Source organism: Stenotrophomonas sp. Ker107b, assembly GCF_053847245.1.
This window is the reverse complement of record NZ_JBSPHX010000002.1, coordinates 879,908-898,682: the sequence shown is the minus strand read 5'-3', so window position 1 is coordinate 898,682 and position 18,775 is coordinate 879,908. Positions and strand designations below refer to the sequence as shown.

Sequence of the window (18,775 nt, the reverse complement as noted above, 5' to 3'; positions counted from 1 at the left end):
CATGGCGTGGATCTACCTGGTGAAATGCATCCACGCATGGCGTGGATCCACCGGGTGACACTACCGCTTCGCTGGCCCCCAATACCCGAGCTCCTTGCGGATCTGCAGGCCGCGCGTCCACGCACCGAACGGTTTGCGCTTGAGCGTGCCGAGTTCACCGGACAGGAAATCCTCGGTGGCAGCGATCACCCGCTCGGAGGAGTACCCATCGCGGAACGGATGGATGGTATCGGCGTAGCGCCGGATTTCGGCCATCAACGCCGGGGCGGGATTCAACGCCTGGGCCAGCATCGCCGGCAACTGGGTGGCATCGTCGAAATCAATCATGTGCGGCTGCGGAACCCGGTTGCGGAAGGTCACCACCGGTTTGTGCTGCACGATGAACTCGGAGACGATCGAGGACGTATCCGAGACCAGCACATCGGCGGCGCGCTGCGCGGCCATCACCTGTTCCGGCTCGATGAAGCGCGCATGCGGGCCGGCCAGCGCGCGGTAACGGTCGAACAGCTCCGGGGCGCACTTGGGGTGCAGGGTCAGCAGCCAGTAGTGCTCGCCACGGGCGATATCGGCCGCGATCTGCTCGTACAGGTGCGGCGCGGCGCTCAGCCGCTCGGTGAAGGTCGAGCCGAACAGGATCACCGGGCGGCCCTGTGCCGGCACGCGCAGTCCCGCGCTCAGGCCACCGTCATCGCGGAACAGCGGATCGAGCTTGGGCCAGCCGGTCTCGGCGACGGCGAAGTGGCCCTCGCGCGCGGCCAGCTCGCGGAACGGGGTGGTCGTGGCCGGGCCCTGCGTGCAGTACAGATCGAACAGGCCGCGCACCCGGAAGTGGCCGCGGGCACTGTCGCGCTTCTGCACGTTGAAGCCGTGGAAGACCTGCACCTTGGCCCCGGCAATGAACGGCGGCACCCAGTTGGCGGCGCTGAACACCGCGCGCGGGCGCAGTGCCAGCGCGTCTTTCAGGCCCACATTGGGCACGCCAGGCAGCGACGCGCCGGCGGCGCCATCGGCGAACCAGGCCGACACCGATTGACCGGATGCGTGCAACGCCTGCGCCAGAGGGGCGAGAATGGGCAGCGCATAACGCTCCGTCGCAAACAGCAGGTACTCGGCCATCATGTCCTCCTCGACCGCTCCCACTGAACGGCCTCGCATTTCGGCCTGCATTATCGCGTTCAATGAAGCCGACCGCATCGGCGACTGTCTGGCCTCGCTGGCCTTCTGCGACGAGATCATCGTGGTGGACTCGCACTCCACCGATGCCACGGTGGCGATCGCGACAGCCGCCGGGGCGCGGGTGCTGCAACGCCCGTTCGATGGTTTCCGCAGCCAGAAGGCGTTCTGCGTCGAGCAGGCCGCGCATGACTGGGTGCTGTGCCTGGACGCCGACGAGCGCATCAGCGACACCCTGCGCGAGGCGATCCTGTCCGCCCAGGCCAACGGTTTGGCCGGCCACCACGGCTACCGGTTCGCACGGCTTTCCGAGTACTTCGGCAAGTTCCTGAAGCATGGCAACGCCTACCCGGACCGGGTCCTGCGCCTGTTCGACCGCCGCCATGGCGGCTGGCGCGGCAAGCGTGAGATCCATGAGGCGGCCAGCGTCGATGGTGCGGTGGGTACCCTGCCCGGCGATCTGATCCATTACCCCTACCGTTCGCTGGAGCAGCAGCTGCTCAAGACCCAGCGCTACGCACGGATGATGGCCGAGCACGAGTTCGCGCGGGGCAAGCGCGCCACCCTGCCCAAGCTGATCCTGGCCCCGGCATGGCGGTTCTGGCGCGGACTGTTGCTGCGCGGCGGCTTCCGCGATGGTTGGCACGGGCTGGTCTATGCCTATGTGCGCGCCAACTACGTGCGCCAGAAGACCATCATGCTGTGGATGCTGCAGAACGGGCAGCCGGTCACCGACCCGCCGCGGGATCAGCCCGGCGCCTGAGCTTTGGCCTGTGCCAATGCCAGCCGGCGCGTATGGCCCTGGACGATCGACAGTCCGGCCAGCAGCCCGACGATGGTGACGTAGAAGCTGGCCGTGATCTGGTGCGCGAACATCGACTGGGTGATCCCGCACAGCACGTAGGTCACCACCACCATGATCCCGGCAGCGGCCGGGCCACGGAAGGCCTGCTCGCCGCTGCGCCGGTGCAGGCCGGTGAATACCCACAGCGGCACACCATAGATGGCCAGCAGCAACAGCAGGCCCGGCACGCCCTGCGTCGCCGCCCACTCGGCCAGGTCATTGTGCGCGTGGCCCAGATGGCAGCGCTGTTCGGCCGGATCATCCCGGCAAACCGGCAGTCGCTGCATGGCGCTGTCGAAATGGCCGATGCCCACGCCGGTCAGCGGATGATCGAGGAAGGTCTCATAGGCCACCTGCAATCGCTCCACGCGCGCGCCGGCCGAGGAGTCGCTGTCTCCGCGCTCCATCCGCACCACGTCGTGCTTGAGCTCGGTCAGGCGGACCTGCTCGCGCAGACTCGGGATGGTCAGGATCAAGGTACCGGCGATCGCCACCAGGGCCAGCAGCACACCCAGCCGCGCAGGCCCGGTACGCCAACGAAGGCTCATCGCCATCACCACCAGCAGCGCCAGCAACGCCAGCCAGACACCCCGGCTACCGCTGAGCACGATGGTGACGCAGCCGGCGACCATGCCCACGATCACCCATGTCCAACGTTTGTGTGGCCGGCAGAACACCAGCAGCACCATCAGCACCAGCACGATGTCGGCCAGTACGATCGCATTGGTGGTCAGTTCAGCGCGGGCAGCCCCGCCTGCCACCTGGAGGATCGACAGCACCATCGTGCCGATCAAACCGGCCAGCGCCCCCGTCCACAGCCAGCGCATGTCGGGCCGCAATGCACACACCCACAACGCGATCCAGGGAATGACCACAAAACGGGAACGTACATCAATGTCGCGCAGCCCTTGGTCAAACAGGTGTATGGAGATAAGCGCGAAACCGACCGTCGCCATCACCATCCACGACAGCACGACCACCGGCCGCCCGGCCAGGCCACGCGCGCGCCACAGGACGTCCGGCGCCAGCAGCGTGCTCAACAGCAAGAGGATGCCGTAGGGCAGCAGGTTCTGCGGCAGCGTCAACACCAGCGCCGGCATGCAGAACAGGCCCACGGTGGCGATCCAATGAGCCACCCCGGCGCGCCCCTGCAGCGGCGGCAGGGAGGCAGGCGCGGACGGCCTGGATGCGGGGGAGAACGTCATTGCCAACCTCGATTGCCACACGCAGCATTGCAGAAATCACTCATCGCCATCGATCCGGTGCAGCGCGCGCTCGCGTGCCTGTTCCTCGGCACTGGCCACGCAGGGGCCATGGATATCGCCCGGCCTTACCAACCACCAACGGCGGCGGTTGGCGACCCCGGCCAGCTCGGCACTGGTGCGGTCCACGCAGGCCAGCAGTGCATCTTCCTGCACCAGCAGCCAGCGCCGCTGCGGCTGCGCCGCCTGCCAGGCGACGCCATCAGCGAGCTGCCGGTCCCAGCGCCGGTTGAACCCGAAGGTTGCCGCGTTACGGTCGGCCATCAACAGATTCTGTTCTTTCCAGGCCACCAGGCCCAGCTCGGCATCGGCGCCGATGCGCTCGCCGACCTGGTGCATCAGGCCACGCGCGGAGCTGGAGTCATTGAACAAGGGGTAGCCGATCAGCCCGAACGCCACCCAGGCCATGGTCAGGGTGGCCACCACCGCCAGATGGAAGCGCCGCACGCCGGCCACGCACAAGGTGAGCACGGCCCAGCAGCCCAACGCGACCGCGACCCAGCCCAGGCCCGAGGTCACCGCGGTATCGATGCCACGGTCGAGGATGAGTTTGCGCTCGAAGCCCGGCTGACCCATCAGCATCGAGATGCCGATGCCGAGCAGGCCGGCGGCCAGCAGCGCCACGAAGCCGCCCAGCAGCCACTGGAACGCACGCTTGCGCAGCAGCCCCGGCAACAGCGGCGCCAAGGCCAGGCAGAACATGGGCAGCGCCGGCAGGATATAGACGTCGCGCTTGCCGTTGGGGATCGAGAAGAACAGCACGATCAGCAGCCACCACACCAACGGCAGCAGGTAGCGCGCATCGCGCCGCTGCAGCCGCCGGCGCCAGGCCGGGATCGCCCAGGGAATCGCCAGGAAGGCGGGGATCCACATCGACGGCATCGTGCCCAGGAAGTACCACCACGGCTGGTGGTGATCCCAGGATTGCGCATACCGCTTGGCGGTTTGCCGGAACAGGATGTCATCCAGATAGGCGCGGTACTCGACCGAACCACTGCCCAGCGCCGTCACCACCATCGGCACCAGCCACAGCGCGATTGCCAGCACGAACGCCAGCGGCCCGGCCCAGAACCGCCAGTCGCGGATGTGCAGCTTGACCCGCGGCCAGCCCAGCAGCGATGCCACCGCGGCCGGCACGATCATCAGCAGCGCGATCACCCCCACGCCCTTGGTGATCACCCCCAGGCCGGCAGCGAACCAGCCCAGCCACCACCATCGCCACGCCGGCCCACCGAGCAGGTGCCGCAGCAGGCCGTAGTTGGCCAAGGTGATGAAGAACACCACCAGGGGATCGATCTGGGCTTTCTTGGACTGGAAAGTGAAGTGCAGCGCGAACAGCAGCGCCCACGCCGCGTACAACCCGACCCGCCGCGTCCACAGGCGGCGGCCGAGGTCATAGACGCAGGCCAGCGTCCCCAGCGCGGCAAGCAACGAGGGCAACAGGAACGCCACCCGCCAATCGCCGATCAGCGTGTACAAGGTCGCCTGCGACCACATCAGCATGGGCGGCTTATCCGAATACAGCTCGGTGCCACGATGCGGGAACAGCCAGTCGCCGCTCTCCACCATCTGCTTGGCGACCAGCGCAAAGCGTGGCTCATCGGACGGCCACGGATCACGCATGCCCAGGCCAGCCCCCAGAACGAGCAGGGCCATCAGGGCAAGCAGCCAGAACTCTCGGGATGCGCGGTTTTTTAGCATGGGGCGGAATTCTAGCCGGGTTCGGATCAGCCCTTCTTTAACAGACGCGCATAGAAGAAGCCGTCAGCACCGTTCTCACCCGGCAGGCGCTGGCGCCCGGCCCAGGAATCATGGCCATACGCCTCGCCCAGCGGCAGGAAGCCCGCATCACGGGTGCGCTGAAGGAAGGCTTCGACCTGGAACTGGTTTTCATCGCGCAGGATCGAACATGTCGCATACAGCAGGGTTCCGCCCGGGGTGAGCATCGTCCAGCAGGCATCCAGCAGGCGTGCCTGCAGGGCCATCAGCGCCTCGATGTCGGTCGCGCGGCGATGCGCCAGTACATCCGGCTGGCGGCGGATGATGCCGGTGGCCGAACAGGGGGCATCGAGCAGGATGGTGTCGAACAATTGCCCGTCCCACCAGCTGGCCGGATCGGTCGCGTCACCCGCGAGCACCTTCGCATTCTGGCCCACGCCGGTACGCACGAACGTTTCGCTGATGCGCTTGAGCCGGCGCGCGTCGATATCCAACGCCAGCAGCTGCAGGGTGGGATCGCGCTCCAGCAGATGCGCGGCCTTGCCGCCCGGCGCGGCGCAGGCATCAAGCACCCGCGAACCCGGGCGCGGCGCCAGCGCATCGGCCACCTGCTGGGCCGACAGATCCTGTACCGACAGCGCGCCATCGGCGAAGCCCGGCAGCGCGGACACGGCCACCGGCACCGGCAGACAGATCGCGTCGGCACCTACGGTCGAAGCTTCGGCAGCGATGCCTGCCGTCTCCAGCTGCTGCAGCATCGCATCGCGGCTGCTGTGCTGGCGGTTGACCCGCAGCCACAGCGGCGCGGCCTGCAGGCTGGCACTGAACACAGCCTCGGCCTCCTCCGGCCAATCCTGTTCGATCTTCTCGGCCATCCACAGCGGGAACGCATCGCGCGCCGGCAGCGGCGGAATGCCTTCGCGCTGGGCGCGGCGCAGCAGTGCGTTGACCATGCCGGCCTGGCGATCACGGCCCATCGCACGCGCAGCGTCGACCGTGGCCGAGAGCGCGGCATGCGCCGGCAGCTCCAGCGCGTCCAGCTGGGCGAAGCCGACCAGCAGCAACGCGCGCAGTTCGTCTTCGCGCACACTCAGTGGCCGCGGCATCCATTGCGCCAGTGCAGCGTCATAGGCGGCGCGGCGACGCAGCACGGCAAAGCACAGCGCCTCCAGCAGCGCGCGGTCGCGGCTGTCGTCCAGGGTCGGCAGTGCGGTGGCCAGTTCGGCCTTGAGCGAACGGCCGCGGCCGATCACCTGGGCCAGCACGCGCGCGGCCAGCACGCGGGTCGGCACGCCGGGGGCGGTATGGGCGGTGTAGGGGCCTGCAGGCTTGCCAGAACGCGCGTTGGTCATCTCAGGCACCCACGCCAAGATCACGACGGGCATTGAGGTAGTCGGCGGCCGTGATCGCCTTGCCGCCCTCACGCTGCAGCACGCGCAGGCGCAGTGCACCTTGGCCGCAGGCGATGTCGATGCCCTCGCGCGAGGCGGCCAGCAGCGTGCCCGGGGCCTTGCCCTGGTTGTCCTCCAGCGCGATCGCACCATGGATGCGGACGCGCTCGCCGGCCAATGTCGCCTCGGCGATCGGCCACGGGTTGAAGGCGCGCACGGTCCGGGCCAGCGCCTGGGCATCGCCGGACCAGTCCAGGCGGGCTTCGGCCTTGTCCAGCTTGTGGGCGTAGGTGACGCCCGCCTCGGGCTGCGGCTGCGCGATCGGCTTGATGCCGGCACGCAGCAGGCCCAGGCCATCGGACAGCACCTGCTCACCCAACGCGGCCAGGCGGTCGTGCAGCTGACCGCCGGTGTCGTTGGCGCCGATCGCGATGTGCTGCTTGAGCAGCACCGGGCCGGTGTCCAGCCCCGCTTCCATCTGCATCAGGCACACACCGGTCTCGGTATCCCCGGCCTGGATCGCACGCTGGATCGGCGCGGCACCGCGCCAGCGCGGCAACAGCGAGGCATGCACGTTCCAGCAGCCGTGGGTTGGAATGGTCAGCACCGCCTTGGGCAGGATCAGCCCATAGGCCACCACCACCATCAGATCCGGCTGCAGGTCGCGCAGCTGCTGCTGGGCTTCGGGGGTCTTGAGGCTTTCCGGCTGGAACACCGGGATGCCGCGTGCGATCGCGTCCAGCTTGACCGGCGATGGCGCCAGGCCACGGCCACGCCCTGCGGGACGATCAGGCTGCGTGTACACCGCGACCACTTCATGGTGGCGGGCTGCGGCACGCAGCGAGGACACGGCGAACGCCGGCGTACCGGCAAAGACAATCTTCATGGCGACCCCACTAACAGAACGTAAAACGGCGCCGATGTCCGGCGCCGCGCGACAGCACACGTCGCGCGGTCAACCCGCGCGGCGGTCGCTGCAATCACCTCAGGCAACGTGCTTGCGCAGCTTGGCCAGCTTCTTGCGCACCATCTCGCGCTTGAGCGGCGAGAGGTAGTCAATGAACAGCTTGCCGTCCAGGTGGTCCATCTCGTGCTGCACGCACACGGCGAGCACGCCGTCGGTGGTCAGTTCCTGGGCCACGCCGTGGCGGTCCAGGTAGCGCACGGTGATCTGGTTGGCGCGGGTGACGTCGGCAAAGATGCCCGGCACCGACAGGCAGCCTTCCTGATAGACCTGGCCCCCTTCGTTGGCGACGATCTCCGGGTTGATGAACACCATCGGGGTGTCCTTCTCCTCACTGACGTCGATCACCATGAAACGCTTGTGCACGTCGACCTGGCTGGCGGCCAGGCCGATGCCGGGGGCGTCGTACATGGTCTGGAACATGTCATCGATCAGGGTCTGGAACGCCGGCGTGGTCACGTCGGCGGCATCCATCAACGCGGCCTTGGTGCGCAGGCGCGGATCGGGAAATTCGAGAATGGGCAGGAGAGCCATGGCAAATACCGGTAGGGGGCGCCGGTCGAAGCGGCGTACAGGGCGATTCTATCGCCAACGCTTGCCCCGCGCCCCGGTTTCTGGACTATAGTGCGCGAACCTGTTGGGGAATCAGGCACCACATCTATGTTTGAACGAACTCGTACGGTCGTCGCCGTAGCGATGCTGACCGTCGCTACCTATGCTACCGCCGTGGAAATGAATGGCGGGCACCCGGATACCTATGTCGTGCGCAAAGGGGACACGCTGTGGGACATCTCGGCGCGGTTCCTGCAGAAACCCTGGCTGTGGCCGGAAATCTGGCAGGCCAACCCGCAGGTCAAAAATCCACACCTGATCTACCCGGGTGACGTGCTCAGCCTGGCCTATCTGGACCGCGTCGTGGCCCAGCCCGGCCCGCGCCAGGAGGCCCCGATCAGCGGCGTCCCGCTGGAGCAGGTCGAGCCCTTCCTGAAGCAGCTGAGCGTGGTCGACGAGGTCAAGTCGCTGCCCTACGTGGTCAATCTGGAAGACAACCGCCTGCGCGCCACTACCGGCCAGACCGCCTATGTACGGGGCCTGGAGAATGCGCAGGTCGGCCAGCGTTTCGCCGTGGTCCGCCCGACCGTGCAGTACGCCCTGCCCAAGCCGACCGAAGACCTGAACGCCCGTGGCGACACCACGCCCGGCAGCGGCAACCTCTGGAAGACCTTCATCGTGCCGAGCAAGCGCAACCAGACGCTGGGCTACGAGCTGGCCCAGATCAACGTCGGCACGGTGACCCGCGTCCAGAGCGGCAACGTCGAGGTGACCTCGCTGGTGCTGCAGGGCCAGGTCGATGGCCGTGAAGTCCGCGCCGGCGACCGTCTGGTCCCGGTCGAGGCCCGGCCCTATGACCTGCAGTTCGTGCCGCACGTGCCCGCCGCGCAGACCGCCGATCTGGATGTCCGCGTGCTGGCCGTGGCCGACACCTTCACCTCGGGTGGCCCGCGCGACGTGATCGCGATCTCCGCTGGGAGCGTCAACGGCGTGGACAACGGCACGGTGTTCTCGCTGTGGCGCCAGGGCCGTCATGTGGCGCACCGCATGGACTACCCGAACTCGTCGCGGATGGACGATTCGCTGACCAGCGGTGCCGGCCGGGTCACCCTGCCCGACGAGTACGCCGCCCATGCGATGGTGTTCCGCACCTTCGAGAACGTCAGCTACGCGCTGGTGATGGAAGGGGTGAAGCCGGTCAAGGTCGGCTATTCGGCACTGCATCCCGATACCAGGTAGGCGCGGCAGAGTCCTACCCCGCCATCCGACGGCGCCCTAGGGCGCCGTCGTCGTTTGCGCCCCAGGCTGTCGGGATGCCGATTCCCTGCCCAGCCTCGTCCACCGCCCTGCTCACCCTGGTCCTGGCCGGCGGTGCCCTGCCACCCCGTCTGCGCCTGCTCCGGGCATTTCCGGATGCGGCGGCCGCGCTGCGGGCGGGCCCCAGCGCATGGCGCGCTGCCGGCTGCACCCCCGCGCAACGCGCGCGGCTGGCGTTGCCGGACGAACACTATCTGGCGCATGGCCTGGCGTGGCTGGCCGAGGATCACCATCACCTGCTGGGCCTGACCGACCCCGACTACCCGGCGCTGCTGGCCCAGATCGAGGAACCGCCCCTGGCGCTGTTCGTGGATGGGGAGCCGGCCCGGCTCTGGCATCCCGCCGTGGCCGTGGTCGGCAGCCGCTCGCCCAGCCCCAGCGGCCGCGAGCACGCGCACACATTTGCGATGGCCCTCGCCCGCGACGGCTGGTCGGTGGTGAGCGGGCTGGCCACCGGGGTGGACGCGCAGGCCCATGACGGCGCACTTCAGGTGCCCGGCGGGATGACCGTCGCCGTGGTCGCCACCGGCCTGGAGCAGACCTATCCGCGCCAACATGCCGCCCTGCATGGCCGCATCGCGGCGAGCGGGGCGGTGGTCAGCGAGTATCCGCCGGGCATGCCGGCCATCCAGGCGCACTTCCCCGCGCGCAACCGGATCATCGCCGGGCTCAGCCTGGGCACCCTGGTGGTCGAGGCCGCCCAGCGCTCCGGCGCCCTGATCACCGCCCGCTGCGCCGCCGAGGCCGGCCGCGAGGTATTCGCCCTGCCCGGCTCGATCCGCAACGCGCGTGCCCGAGGCTGCCACCGCCTGATCCGCCAGGGGGCGGCGCTGGTGGAAGAACCGGCCGAGGTGACCGCCGGCCTGACCGCACTGGCCCAGACCCTGGCCGGGGCCTTGCGAACCCGGCTCGATGCCCCCACTGAACAGGCACGACCGGCGCTCAAGAGCGCCCCCTCCTACACCGACCCGGACTACCAGTGCTTGTGGAAAGCCCTGGATGACGACCCAACGGGTATGGATTCATTGATCCAGCGCAGCGGATTGACGGCGGCCCAGCTGTCGGCCATGCTGCTGGTCATGGAACTGGATGGAAAGGTAATGGCCGCCTATGGTCGCTACTGTCGAAAACCCTAGTTTCTTCACCTCCACAGCGTCGTTGACGCAGGCCGAGGGGCAATGAAAGAGAGCATTCTGGATGTCCTGCTGTACCTGTTCGAACACTATTTCAGCGAAGACGCGGACCTCATCCGCGACCGCGACTCCCTCCAGAACGGCCTGATCCAGGCCGGCTTCAGCCCCACCGAGATCAACAAAGCCTTCGATTGGCTGGACGCGCTCGCCGAGCAGCGCCCGGCCGTGGTGCTGGGCCGCGTCAATGGCCCGGTGCGGATTTTCCATGGGCCCGAGCTGGACAAGCTCGACGTGGAAGGCCGTGGCTTTTTGATGTTCCTGGAGCAGCACGGCATCCTCGATGCCAGCCAGCGCGAGCTGGTGCTGGACCGTGCGATGGCGCTGGACCAGGACGAACTGGACCTGGACGACCTCAAATGGGTCGTGCTGATGGTGCTGTTCAACCAGCCCGGGGCCGAAGCCGCGTACGCCTGGATGGAAACCCAGATGTTCGTGGACGAACCGGAACCGCTCCACTGACCTTACACTGAGCGCCTTGCGCATTCAGGAGCGGGCCGGTGGACCAGTGGTTCTTTGCAGAAGGAAACAGTCAGCAGCGCGGTCCGCTGCCTGCTGACGAGTTGATCGCGCTCTACCGTTCCAGCCGCATCGCGCTGGATACGCTGGTCTGGCGCGACGGCATGGCGCAGTGGCAGCCGCTGGAAACCGTGGCCGCCGAGATCGGCCTGGACATCGCTCCCGCTGCCGAGGCGGTGGAAGTGATCGCGCCCGGCCCGACCCTGCCACCCGCACTCCCGGCTGCGCCTGCTGCGCCTGCGGCGCCGGCCGCGCCTGCCGATCCCGCCCCGCCCATCACGCCCACCGCCGCCCCACCACCCCGCCAGGGTCTGAGTGGCTGCGCGATCGTGGGTATCGTCGCGGCCGTGGTCGCGGTGCTGGTGCTGATCATCGGCGGCGCACTGGCGGTGCTGGCCGTGCCGGCCTACCGCGATTATGTCGCCCGCGCCAAAGCCACCGAGGCGATTGCCGCACTGGAACCGATCAAGGCGGCCGTGGCCGAATTCGCCAGCGAACATGGCCGCTGCCCGGTCAACGATGACGAGGGCTTCCAGCCGGCCGAAAGCTACGCTGACGATGCGGTCGGCGCCGTGCGGATCGGTCGTTTCGACAATGGCCACTGCGGCGTGGAAGCCGAACTGACCGTGCCCGGCAGCACCTCGCTGGACGGCAAGCTGCTGTGGCTGGATTACGACGGTGAGCAGCAGCACTGGGAATGCAGTGGCGAACCGGATGACAAGTACCTGCCGCAGCACTGCCGCGGCTGATAACGGACACACGTCCATGGATGCACCCAACAGGGGATTGAAGCAATGACTGAGTGGTATTTCGCCGATGGCCAGGAACGCCAGGGACCGCTGAGCGCAGAGGAGATGCGCCAGCGCTTCCAGCGCGGTGACATCACCCTGACCACGCTGGTGTGGCGGGAAGGGTTCGCGCAGTGGGCACCGCTGTCCGAGGCCGTCGATGAGCTGCAGCTGCAGAATCTGGCCAGCGCGGCCAGTACGGTCGGCAGTGGCATCGACCTGCGCGGCGATTACACCGCCATCGACAACGGCACCGCACCGCTGCCGGGCACCGGCGGTGGTACCTACTCGCCTTACACCGCGCCTGCCGCGGCCACCGGCTATGCCAACACCGCCGTGGTCAGTGGCCAGGACGTGGTCTATGCCGGCTTCTGGAAGCGTTACGCCGCCTACTTCATCGACTACATCCTGCTGACGGTGGTCACCCTGCCGCTGAGCATGATCATCAACGTCATGGGCGTCAGCTCCGGCAGTGAAGGCATGCAGGTCGCGCTGACGCTGGTGGTGATGCTGCTCAGCATGGTGATCAGCATCGGCTATTACGCCGGCTTCCACGCCTCGCGCGGTGGCGCCACGCTGGGCAAGATGGCCGTCGGCATCAAGGTCGTGCGCGGCACCGGCGAGCGGATCAGCTTCCTGCGTGCCTTCTGCCGCTACCTGGCGACCATCGTCAGCAGCCTGATCCTGATGATCGGTTTCATCATGGCTGCCTTCACCGAGCGCAAGCAGGCGCTGCACGACATGATGTGCGACACCCTGGTGGTGGACAAGTGGGCCTTCACTGACCATCCCGAGCTGCAGCAGCGGGGCCTGGGTACGGTCACCATCGTGATCCTGGTGATTGCCGCACTGGCCGTGGTGGCCCTGTTCGGCGTGATGATCGCGATGATCGGCGTGATCGCCTCGATGTCCTGATCTGAGCAATCCTCACACCCGGCCGCTTGACACAAGCGGCCCCGGCGTGATTCCACTAATAGGCAGAAAGCTGAACGCCCGGCCCACCCCCGGGCGTTCGGTTTATGTATATCGCCCGCGCCGCTTCACTAATGCGGCCATTTGCTCCACCCTAGCGGCCCTCCCCGGGGCCCTGCCCATAGAATCCTGACGCCATGCCCAAGCACCTGCTCATCGTCGAATCGCCCGCCAAGGCCAAGACGATCAACAAATACCTCGGCAAGGACTTCACTGTCCTGGCCTCGTATGGGCATGTGCGTGACCTGGTGCCCAAGGAAGGCGCGGTCGACCCCGACAACAACTTCGCGATGCGGTACGACCTCATCGAGAAGAACGAAAAGCACGTCGATGCCATCGTCAAGGCCGCCAAGGGCGCCGACGACATCTTCCTGGCGACCGATCCGGATCGCGAGGGTGAAGCGATCAGCTGGCACATCGCCGAAATCCTGCGCGAACGCGGGCTGGTCAAGGACAAGCCCATGCAGCGCGTGGTCTTCACCGAGATCACCCCGCGCGCCATCAAGGAAGCGATGGGCCACCCGCGCGAGATCGCCGGTGACCTGGTCGATGCCCAGCAGGCGCGCCGCGCGCTGGATTACCTGGTCGGCTTCAACCTGTCCCCGGTGCTGTGGCGCAAAGTGCAGCGCGGCCTGTCCGCCGGCCGTGTGCAGAGCCCGGCACTGCGCATGATCGTCGAGCGCGAAGAAGAGATCGAAGCCTTCATCGCCCGCGAGTACTGGAGCATCGATGCGCTGTGCGCGCATCCCTCGCAGCACTTCAATGCGCGCCTGATCAAGCTGGACGGGCAGAAGTTCGAACAGTTCACCGTGACCGACGGCGATACCGCCGAGGCCGCGCGCATGCGCATCCAGCAGGCCGCCCAAGGCGCCCTGCACGTCACCGACGTGGTCAGCAAGGAGCGCAAGCGCCGCCCGGCGCCGCCGTTCACCACCTCCACGCTGCAGCAGGAAGCCTCGCGCAAGCTCGGTTTCACCACGCGCAAGACCATGCAGGTCGCGCAGAAGCTGTATGAAGGCATGGCGATCGGTGAGGAAGAAGGCACCGTCGGCCTGATCTCCTACATGCGTACCGACTCGGTGAACCTCTCGCAGGACGCACTGGCCGAAATCCGCGATGTGATCGCACGCGATTACGGCATCGGCTCGCTGCCGGACCAGCCGAACACCTACCAGACCAAATCCAAGAACGCCCAGGAAGCGCACGAAGCCGTGCGTCCGACCTCGGCGCTGCGCACCCCGGCCCAGGTGGCGCGCTTCCTCACCGACGACGAGCGCAAGCTGTACGAGCTGATCTGGAAGCGCGCTGTCGCCTGCCAGATGATCCCGGCCACGCTCAACACCGTCAGCGTGGACCTGTCGGCCGGCAGCGAGCACGTGTTCCGCGCCAGCGGCACCACCGTGGTCGTGCCCGGCTTCCTGGCCGTGTACGAGGAAGGCAAGGACAACAAGAGTGCCGACGACGACGATGAAGGCCGCAAGCTGCCGGCGATGAAGCCCGGCGACCGCGTGCCGCTCGAGCGCATCCTGGCCGAACAGCACTTCACCCAGCCGCCGCCGCGCTTCACCGAAGCGGCGCTGGTCAAGGCGCTCGAGGAGTACGGCATCGGCCGCCCCTCGACCTATGCCTCGATCATCCAGACCCTGCTGTTCCGCAAGTACGTGGAGATGGAAGGCCGCAGCTTCCGCCCGTCCGACGTCGGCCGTGCGGTGTCCAAGTTCCTGTCCAGCCACTTCACCCAGTACGTGGATTACGACTTTACCGCCAAGCTCGAAGACGAGCTCGATGCCGTGTCGCGGGGTGAGGAAGACTGGATCCCGCTGATGGCGCGGTTCTGGGAACCGTTCCACAAGCTGGTCGGCGAAAAGAACGAATCGGTCGACCGCGCCGAAGCCAGTGGCGCGCGCGAGCTCGGCACCGATCCCAAGACCGGCAAGCCGGTCAGCGTGCGCCTGGGCCGTTTCGGGCCGTACGCGGCGATCGGCAGCACCGCCGAGGACGCCGAGGACAAGCCCAAGTTCGCCTCGCTGCGCCCCGGCCAGTCGATGCACACCATCTCCCTGGAAGACGCGCTGGAACTGTTCCTGATGCCGCGTGCGCTCGGCCAGGACAAAGATGAGGACGTCAGCGTCGGTATCGGTCGCTTCGGTCCGTTCGCCAAGCGTGGCAGCACCTATGCCTCGCTGAAGAAGGAAGACGACCCGTACACCATCGACCTGGCCCGCGCCGTGTTCCTGATCGAAGAGAAGGAAGAGATCGCGCGCAACCGGATCATCAAGGAATTCGAGGGCAGCGAGATCCAGGTGCTGAACGGTCGCTTCGGCCCGTACATCAGCGACGGCAAGATGAACGGCAAGATTCCGAAGGATCGCGAGCCCGCTTCGCTGACCCTGGCCGAAGTGCAGACGCTGATGGAAGAAACCGGCAAGCCGGTGCGCAAGGGCTTCGGCAAGAAAGCCGCCAAGAAGGTCGTCGCCAAGAAGGCACCGGCCAAGAAAGCCGCCGCTGGCGAAGCGACCAAGAAGACCGCCACCAAGAAGGCCGCGGTGAAGAAGGTTGCCAAGAAGGCGACCAAGAAGGTGGCCAAGAAAGCCGTGAAGAAGGCCGTCAAGAAGGTCGCTGCCAGCTGAGCCTGGTTGACCCCTCCCGCCACGGCGGGAGGATAATGCGGGCCATGCACCCGGGTCGCCTGTCATGAACGAACTCACTGTGGACACTGCCCTGCCTGCGCTGCGCGCCGGCGGGGTGATCGCCTATCCCACCGAAGCGGTCTGGGGGTTGGGCTGCGACCCCGCGCACGAGGCCGCGGTGATGAAGCTGCTGCAGCTCAAGCAGCGCCCGGTCGAGAAGGGGGTGATCCTGGTCGCCGCCGATCCGGCCCAGCTGGATGGCTGGGTGCGGATGGAGGCCCTGCCGTTGGATCGCCAAGGCGCGGTGCTGGCCAGCTGGCCCGGTGCCAATACCTGGATCCTGCCCGCCGGCGAACGTGCGCCACGCTGGATCACCGGCGAACACAGCGGCATCGCGGTGCGCATCAGCGCGCACCCCCTGGTCGCCGCGCTGTGCCGCGCTTGGGGCGGCCCGCTGGTCTCCACCAGTGCCAACCTCGCCGGCGAGCCGCCGGCACGCACACGCGCCGAACTGGACCCGCGCCTGCTGGCGTTGCTCGATGGCCTGATCGATGGCCAGACCGGTGGCCTGGCACAGCCCACGCCGATCCGCGATGCGCTCAGCGGCCAGGTGCTGCGCAGCTGAACCGGCTTTGCGTGGCGGCGGGCAAACCCGCACACTGGGCGCATGACCCCGCGCCCTGCCCTGTGGTTGTCCCTGCTCGCACTGCTGAGCCCTGTCATGCCTGCCGCGGCGCAGAGCGACAACGTGCGTGTCTATCGCTGCGTCAGCAGCAACGGCGCCGTCTCGCTGCAGGACGCACCGTGCCGTGAAGGCCGGCAGGAAGTGCGCGAGCTCCAGCGCCCGCGCGATCCCGCTCCGCGCGTGGTACGCAGCGACCGCGCGCCCGACCCGGCGCCTACACCGCGAGCACCCGAGCGCGAAGTGCGCTACGTGCACGTGCAGCCGCCGCAGCCGATGTACGAGTGCACCACCAGCGAGGGTGATACCTACGTCAGCGACAGCAACGAAGGCAATCCGCGCTGGGTGCCGATCTGGACGAATGCCTATCTGCCCTATCGGCCCGGCCCGCGGCCGCCCTCGGGTGGCTATCCACCGTCGCGTCCGCTGCCGCCGATCATGCCGATGGGCAGCGGTTCGGTGCGCAGCAGTGGCGGCTCGCTCTCCGTCAGCGGCGGCGGTTCACGGGTCGGCGGCAGCATCAACATCGGCGGTGGCAGCTCGCAGTGGGAAGGCGGTGGCTATCCGTATCCCGGCGTGGGCCACAGCGTGGTGGTACCGGCCGGCAACGTGCTGGTCCGCGACGAATGCCATGCGCTGCCCGCACAGGAAGTCTGTTCGCGGTTGAAGGATCGGCGCTGGGACCTGATCCGCCGCTACAACAGTGCGCTGCAGGGCGAGCGCGATGCGCTGACCCGCGAGCAGCGCGGGATCGACGCGCGCCTGGACCAGGACTGCGGCGGGCACTGATGGTGCTGCGCTTTACACTGATGCGATGAAGCACTGCCTGCTGCTCACCCTGCTGCTATCGCTGCCGGCCGCCGCCGACGAAGCGGTGTTCTTCCGCTGCACCGATGCAGGTGGCAACCTGACCATCCAGAGCGTGGCCTGTCCGGCCGGCAGCGAACAACGCATTCAACGGATCAGTGCGCCGGTGCGTGCCCCGGCCGTGGTCGACGGTCCCCCGGCCGCCCCCACCACCGAACACACCATGCCGCCGCTGCCACAGGCCGGTGACGAGGACAGCGGCCTGCTCGACAGTGCATCGCTGCGCCCGCAGACACCGGCGGCGGAACATGACGAGACCGCCCCGCCCAAGCCGCCGCTGCCGGAGATCTATCAGTGCATCGCCGCCGATGGCGGCCGCTACCTGCACGAACGCGAGCCCGCCCCGTCACGCTGCGAATCGCTGGCCCTCACCGGCCTGGGGGGCAGCCATGCGCCGAGCAACGCGGCAAGCTGCGAAGTGGTGCGCGATGCCTGCGAGCCGGTAGCCGAAGCACAGCGCTGCAGCAGCTGGCAGCAGCGTTTCCGCGATGCACGGGGCCGCGAGCGTTTCGCCACGCCGGACAATCAGGCCGCCGCGACCGCCGAGCGCGCGCGTCTTGAAGCGGTGTTGGCCGAGAGCGATTGCCCCGTGCCATGACCGGGGTTACCCCGCGTCGTGACTGGATTCTCCGTGCGCCATCACCGCGTTCTGCCGCGCACCCTGTGACCGGTCGTGACGGCTGCTGGCCGTCTCAGAACCCGTAACGCAGGAACCCGCCATCCACCGCGATGCACTCGCCGGTGACGTAGCTGGAGGCCGGCAGGCACAGGAAGCCGACCGCCGCCGCCACCTCTTCCGGCTCGCCGATGCGGCGCATCGGGGTACGCTCGATCACCTGCTCGTAGTAGTCCGGGTCAGACAATGGGCCAGACGTGCGCCGGGTGCGGATGTACCACGGCGCCACGGCGTTGACGCGGATTCCGTCCTCGGCCCACTCCACGGCCAGGTTGCGGGTCATCTGGTGCATCGCGGCCTTGGTCATGCCGTATACCGCGCCGCTGCGCACATGGGTCAGGCCGGACACGCTGCCGACGTTGACGATCGCCGAGGCCGCGTGCCGCGCCAGCAACGGGTGCGCATAGCGCGACAGCTCGAACGCCGAAAACAGGTTGGTCTCGAAGATCCCGCGCCACTCGTCTTCGGTGTATTCGGTGGCCGGCTTGCTGATGTTGCCACCGGCGTTGTTGACCAGGATGTGCAGCCCATCGCTGTGGTCTTCCACCCAGTCCAGGATTTCGCGGCGGTCCTCATCATCGGAAACGTCGGCAGCCAGGCCATGGATCTCGCGGTCCGGGAAGGCATCGGCCAGTTCATCGCGGGCCATCTCCAGCGCATCGGCATCGCGGCCGACGATCAACAGGTCCGCACCGAAGCCCAGCAGCTCGCGCGCGATCGCCAAGCCGATGCCGGCACTGGCGCCGGTGATCAATGCGGTCTGTCCATCCAGTCGCCAACGTTGCGCGCTCACGTGCTTCTCCTGCGGTGATCCATGGGATGCGGCACCCACGGTGCGGCCCGGATAGGATAACGCGCGATGGCCGGCACGCCGGGCGCCATCACGCGCGAGGCGCGAGGCGGTGGGACACTGATGCTCCGCTACCGGCTCAATGAGGGAGGTTGCCATGACAATCCGTATTGCCCTGCCGCTGCTCGCGATGATCGCGCTGAGCGCCTGCAACCGCCCGGTGCCCCCGGCACCGGATACACCGCCGGAACCGCAGGCAACCGAACTGCGCGATGCGATCCAGACACCGATCAACCGCGCCAAGGCGGTCAGCGATACCCTGCAGCAGTCCGCCGATGCCCGCGCTGCCGACGCCGACCGCGTCAGCGGTGACACGCCACCGCCCAGCCCCTGACCCCATCGCCCGGATGGCAGAACGCCCGGCACAAGCCGGGCGTTC

18 protein-coding genes are annotated in these 18,775 nt (G+C 67.7%); 11 read left to right on the top strand and 7 right to left on the bottom strand.

The annotated features are described in order from the left end of the window. Positions 1-60 precede the first annotated feature (60 nt). Positions 61-1,119, bottom strand: coding sequence for a CDP-glycerol glycerophosphotransferase family protein (locus ACWV8V_RS13840; RefSeq protein ID WP_455900126.1), 1,059 nt, complete (start codon positions 1,117-1,119; stop codon positions 61-63). On the opposite strand from ACWV8V_RS13840, the gene ACWV8V_RS13835 reads away from it, so the two are divergent. Then, positions 1,118-1,936 carry a glycosyltransferase family 2 protein gene (locus tag ACWV8V_RS13835; RefSeq protein WP_455900000.1) on the top strand — a complete coding sequence of 273 codons (819 nt, stop codon included), beginning with the start codon at positions 1,118-1,120 and terminating at the stop codon, positions 1,934-1,936. The two genes, ACWV8V_RS13840 and ACWV8V_RS13835, sit on opposite strands and share 2 nt — an antisense overlap. Here ACWV8V_RS13835 and ACWV8V_RS13830 read toward each other — a convergent pair. From ACWV8V_RS13830 to def, 5 genes are all read right to left on the bottom strand, one after another. Then, a complete protein-coding gene (locus ACWV8V_RS13830) occupies positions 1,921-3,222 on the bottom strand; it encodes an O-antigen ligase family protein (RefSeq protein WP_259258966.1) in 1,302 nt (433 codons plus the stop codon). The genes ACWV8V_RS13835 and ACWV8V_RS13830 overlap by 16 nt on opposite strands. 36 nt (positions 3,223-3,258) lie before the next feature. Next, positions 3,259-4,980 carry an ArnT family glycosyltransferase gene (locus ACWV8V_RS13825; protein WP_455899999.1) on the bottom strand — a complete coding sequence of 574 codons (1,722 nt, stop codon included), beginning with the start codon at positions 4,978-4,980 and terminating at the stop codon, positions 3,259-3,261. Positions 4,981-5,006: 26 nt separating this feature from the next. Beyond that, positions 5,007-6,350, bottom strand: coding sequence for a 16S rRNA (cytosine(967)-C(5))-methyltransferase RsmB (gene rsmB / locus ACWV8V_RS13820; RefSeq protein WP_259258963.1), 1,344 nt, complete (start codon positions 6,348-6,350; stop codon positions 5,007-5,009). Position 6,351: 1 nt separating this feature from the next. Beyond that, on the bottom strand, positions 6,352-7,275 hold the full coding sequence (fmt, locus tag ACWV8V_RS13815) for a methionyl-tRNA formyltransferase (protein WP_259258962.1): 924 nt from the start codon (positions 7,273-7,275) through the stop codon (positions 6,352-6,354). A gap of 99 nt (positions 7,276-7,374) precedes the next feature. Continuing rightward, positions 7,375-7,887: a peptide deformylase gene (gene def / locus ACWV8V_RS13810; protein WP_123730063.1), complete on the bottom strand. Its 513-nt coding sequence runs from the start codon at positions 7,885-7,887 to the stop codon at positions 7,375-7,377. 126 nt (positions 7,888-8,013) lie between these two features. Between def and ACWV8V_RS13805 the strand changes: the two genes are divergently transcribed. The 9 genes from ACWV8V_RS13805 to ACWV8V_RS13765 all read left to right on the top strand — a co-directional run bounded on the left by ACWV8V_RS13805 (position 8,014) and on the right by ACWV8V_RS13765 (position 17,468). Then, positions 8,014-9,144 (top strand): LysM peptidoglycan-binding domain-containing protein, encoded by a 1,131-nt coding sequence (locus ACWV8V_RS13805; protein ID WP_259258960.1) that lies wholly within the window; start codon positions 8,014-8,016, stop codon positions 9,142-9,144. Positions 9,145-9,218: 74 nt separating this feature from the next. After that, positions 9,219-10,358: a DNA-processing protein DprA gene (gene dprA / locus ACWV8V_RS13800; RefSeq protein WP_259258959.1), complete on the top strand. Its 1,140-nt coding sequence runs from the start codon at positions 9,219-9,221 to the stop codon at positions 10,356-10,358. Positions 10,359-10,400: 42 nt separating this feature from the next. Then, positions 10,401-10,874 carry a DUF494 family protein gene (locus tag ACWV8V_RS13795; RefSeq protein ID WP_088433666.1) on the top strand — a complete coding sequence of 158 codons (474 nt, stop codon included), beginning with the start codon at positions 10,401-10,403 and terminating at the stop codon, positions 10,872-10,874. A gap of 38 nt (positions 10,875-10,912) precedes the next feature. Further along, a complete protein-coding gene (locus ACWV8V_RS13790) occupies positions 10,913-11,680 on the top strand; it encodes a pilin (protein ID WP_455899998.1) in 768 nt (255 codons plus the stop codon). A gap of 45 nt (positions 11,681-11,725) precedes the next feature. After that, positions 11,726-12,634, top strand: coding sequence for an RDD family protein (locus ACWV8V_RS13785; RefSeq protein WP_259258955.1), 909 nt, complete (start codon positions 11,726-11,728; stop codon positions 12,632-12,634). Positions 12,635-12,828: 194 nt separating this feature from the next. Beyond that, positions 12,829-15,321 (top strand): DNA topoisomerase I, encoded by a 2,493-nt coding sequence (locus tag ACWV8V_RS13780; RefSeq protein WP_455899997.1) that lies wholly within the window; start codon positions 12,829-12,831, stop codon positions 15,319-15,321. Positions 15,322-15,385: 64 nt separating this feature from the next. Beyond that, positions 15,386-15,946, top strand: coding sequence for a Sua5/YciO/YrdC/YwlC family protein (locus tag ACWV8V_RS13775; protein WP_259258952.1), 561 nt, complete (start codon positions 15,386-15,388; stop codon positions 15,944-15,946). Between the two features lie 42 nt (positions 15,947-15,988). Further along, entirely contained in the window at positions 15,989-16,792 is an 804-nt protein-coding gene (locus ACWV8V_RS13770; protein ID WP_455899996.1) for a DUF4124 domain-containing protein, read from the top strand. Between the two features lie 25 nt (positions 16,793-16,817). Further along, on the top strand, positions 16,818-17,468 hold the full coding sequence (locus tag ACWV8V_RS13765) for a DUF4124 domain-containing protein (protein ID WP_455899995.1): 651 nt from the start codon (positions 16,818-16,820) through the stop codon (positions 17,466-17,468). A gap of 94 nt (positions 17,469-17,562) precedes the next feature. Here the strand turns inward: ACWV8V_RS13765 and ACWV8V_RS13760 are convergent, their stop codons facing one another. Continuing rightward, on the bottom strand, positions 17,563-18,339 hold the full coding sequence (locus ACWV8V_RS13760) for an SDR family oxidoreductase (protein ID WP_259258949.1): 777 nt from the start codon (positions 18,337-18,339) through the stop codon (positions 17,563-17,565). 154 nt (positions 18,340-18,493) lie between these two features. On the opposite strand from ACWV8V_RS13760, the gene ACWV8V_RS13755 reads away from it, so the two are divergent. After that, a complete protein-coding gene (locus tag ACWV8V_RS13755) occupies positions 18,494-18,730 on the top strand; it encodes a hypothetical protein (protein WP_259258948.1) in 237 nt (78 codons plus the stop codon). Positions 18,731-18,775 lie beyond the last annotated feature (45 nt).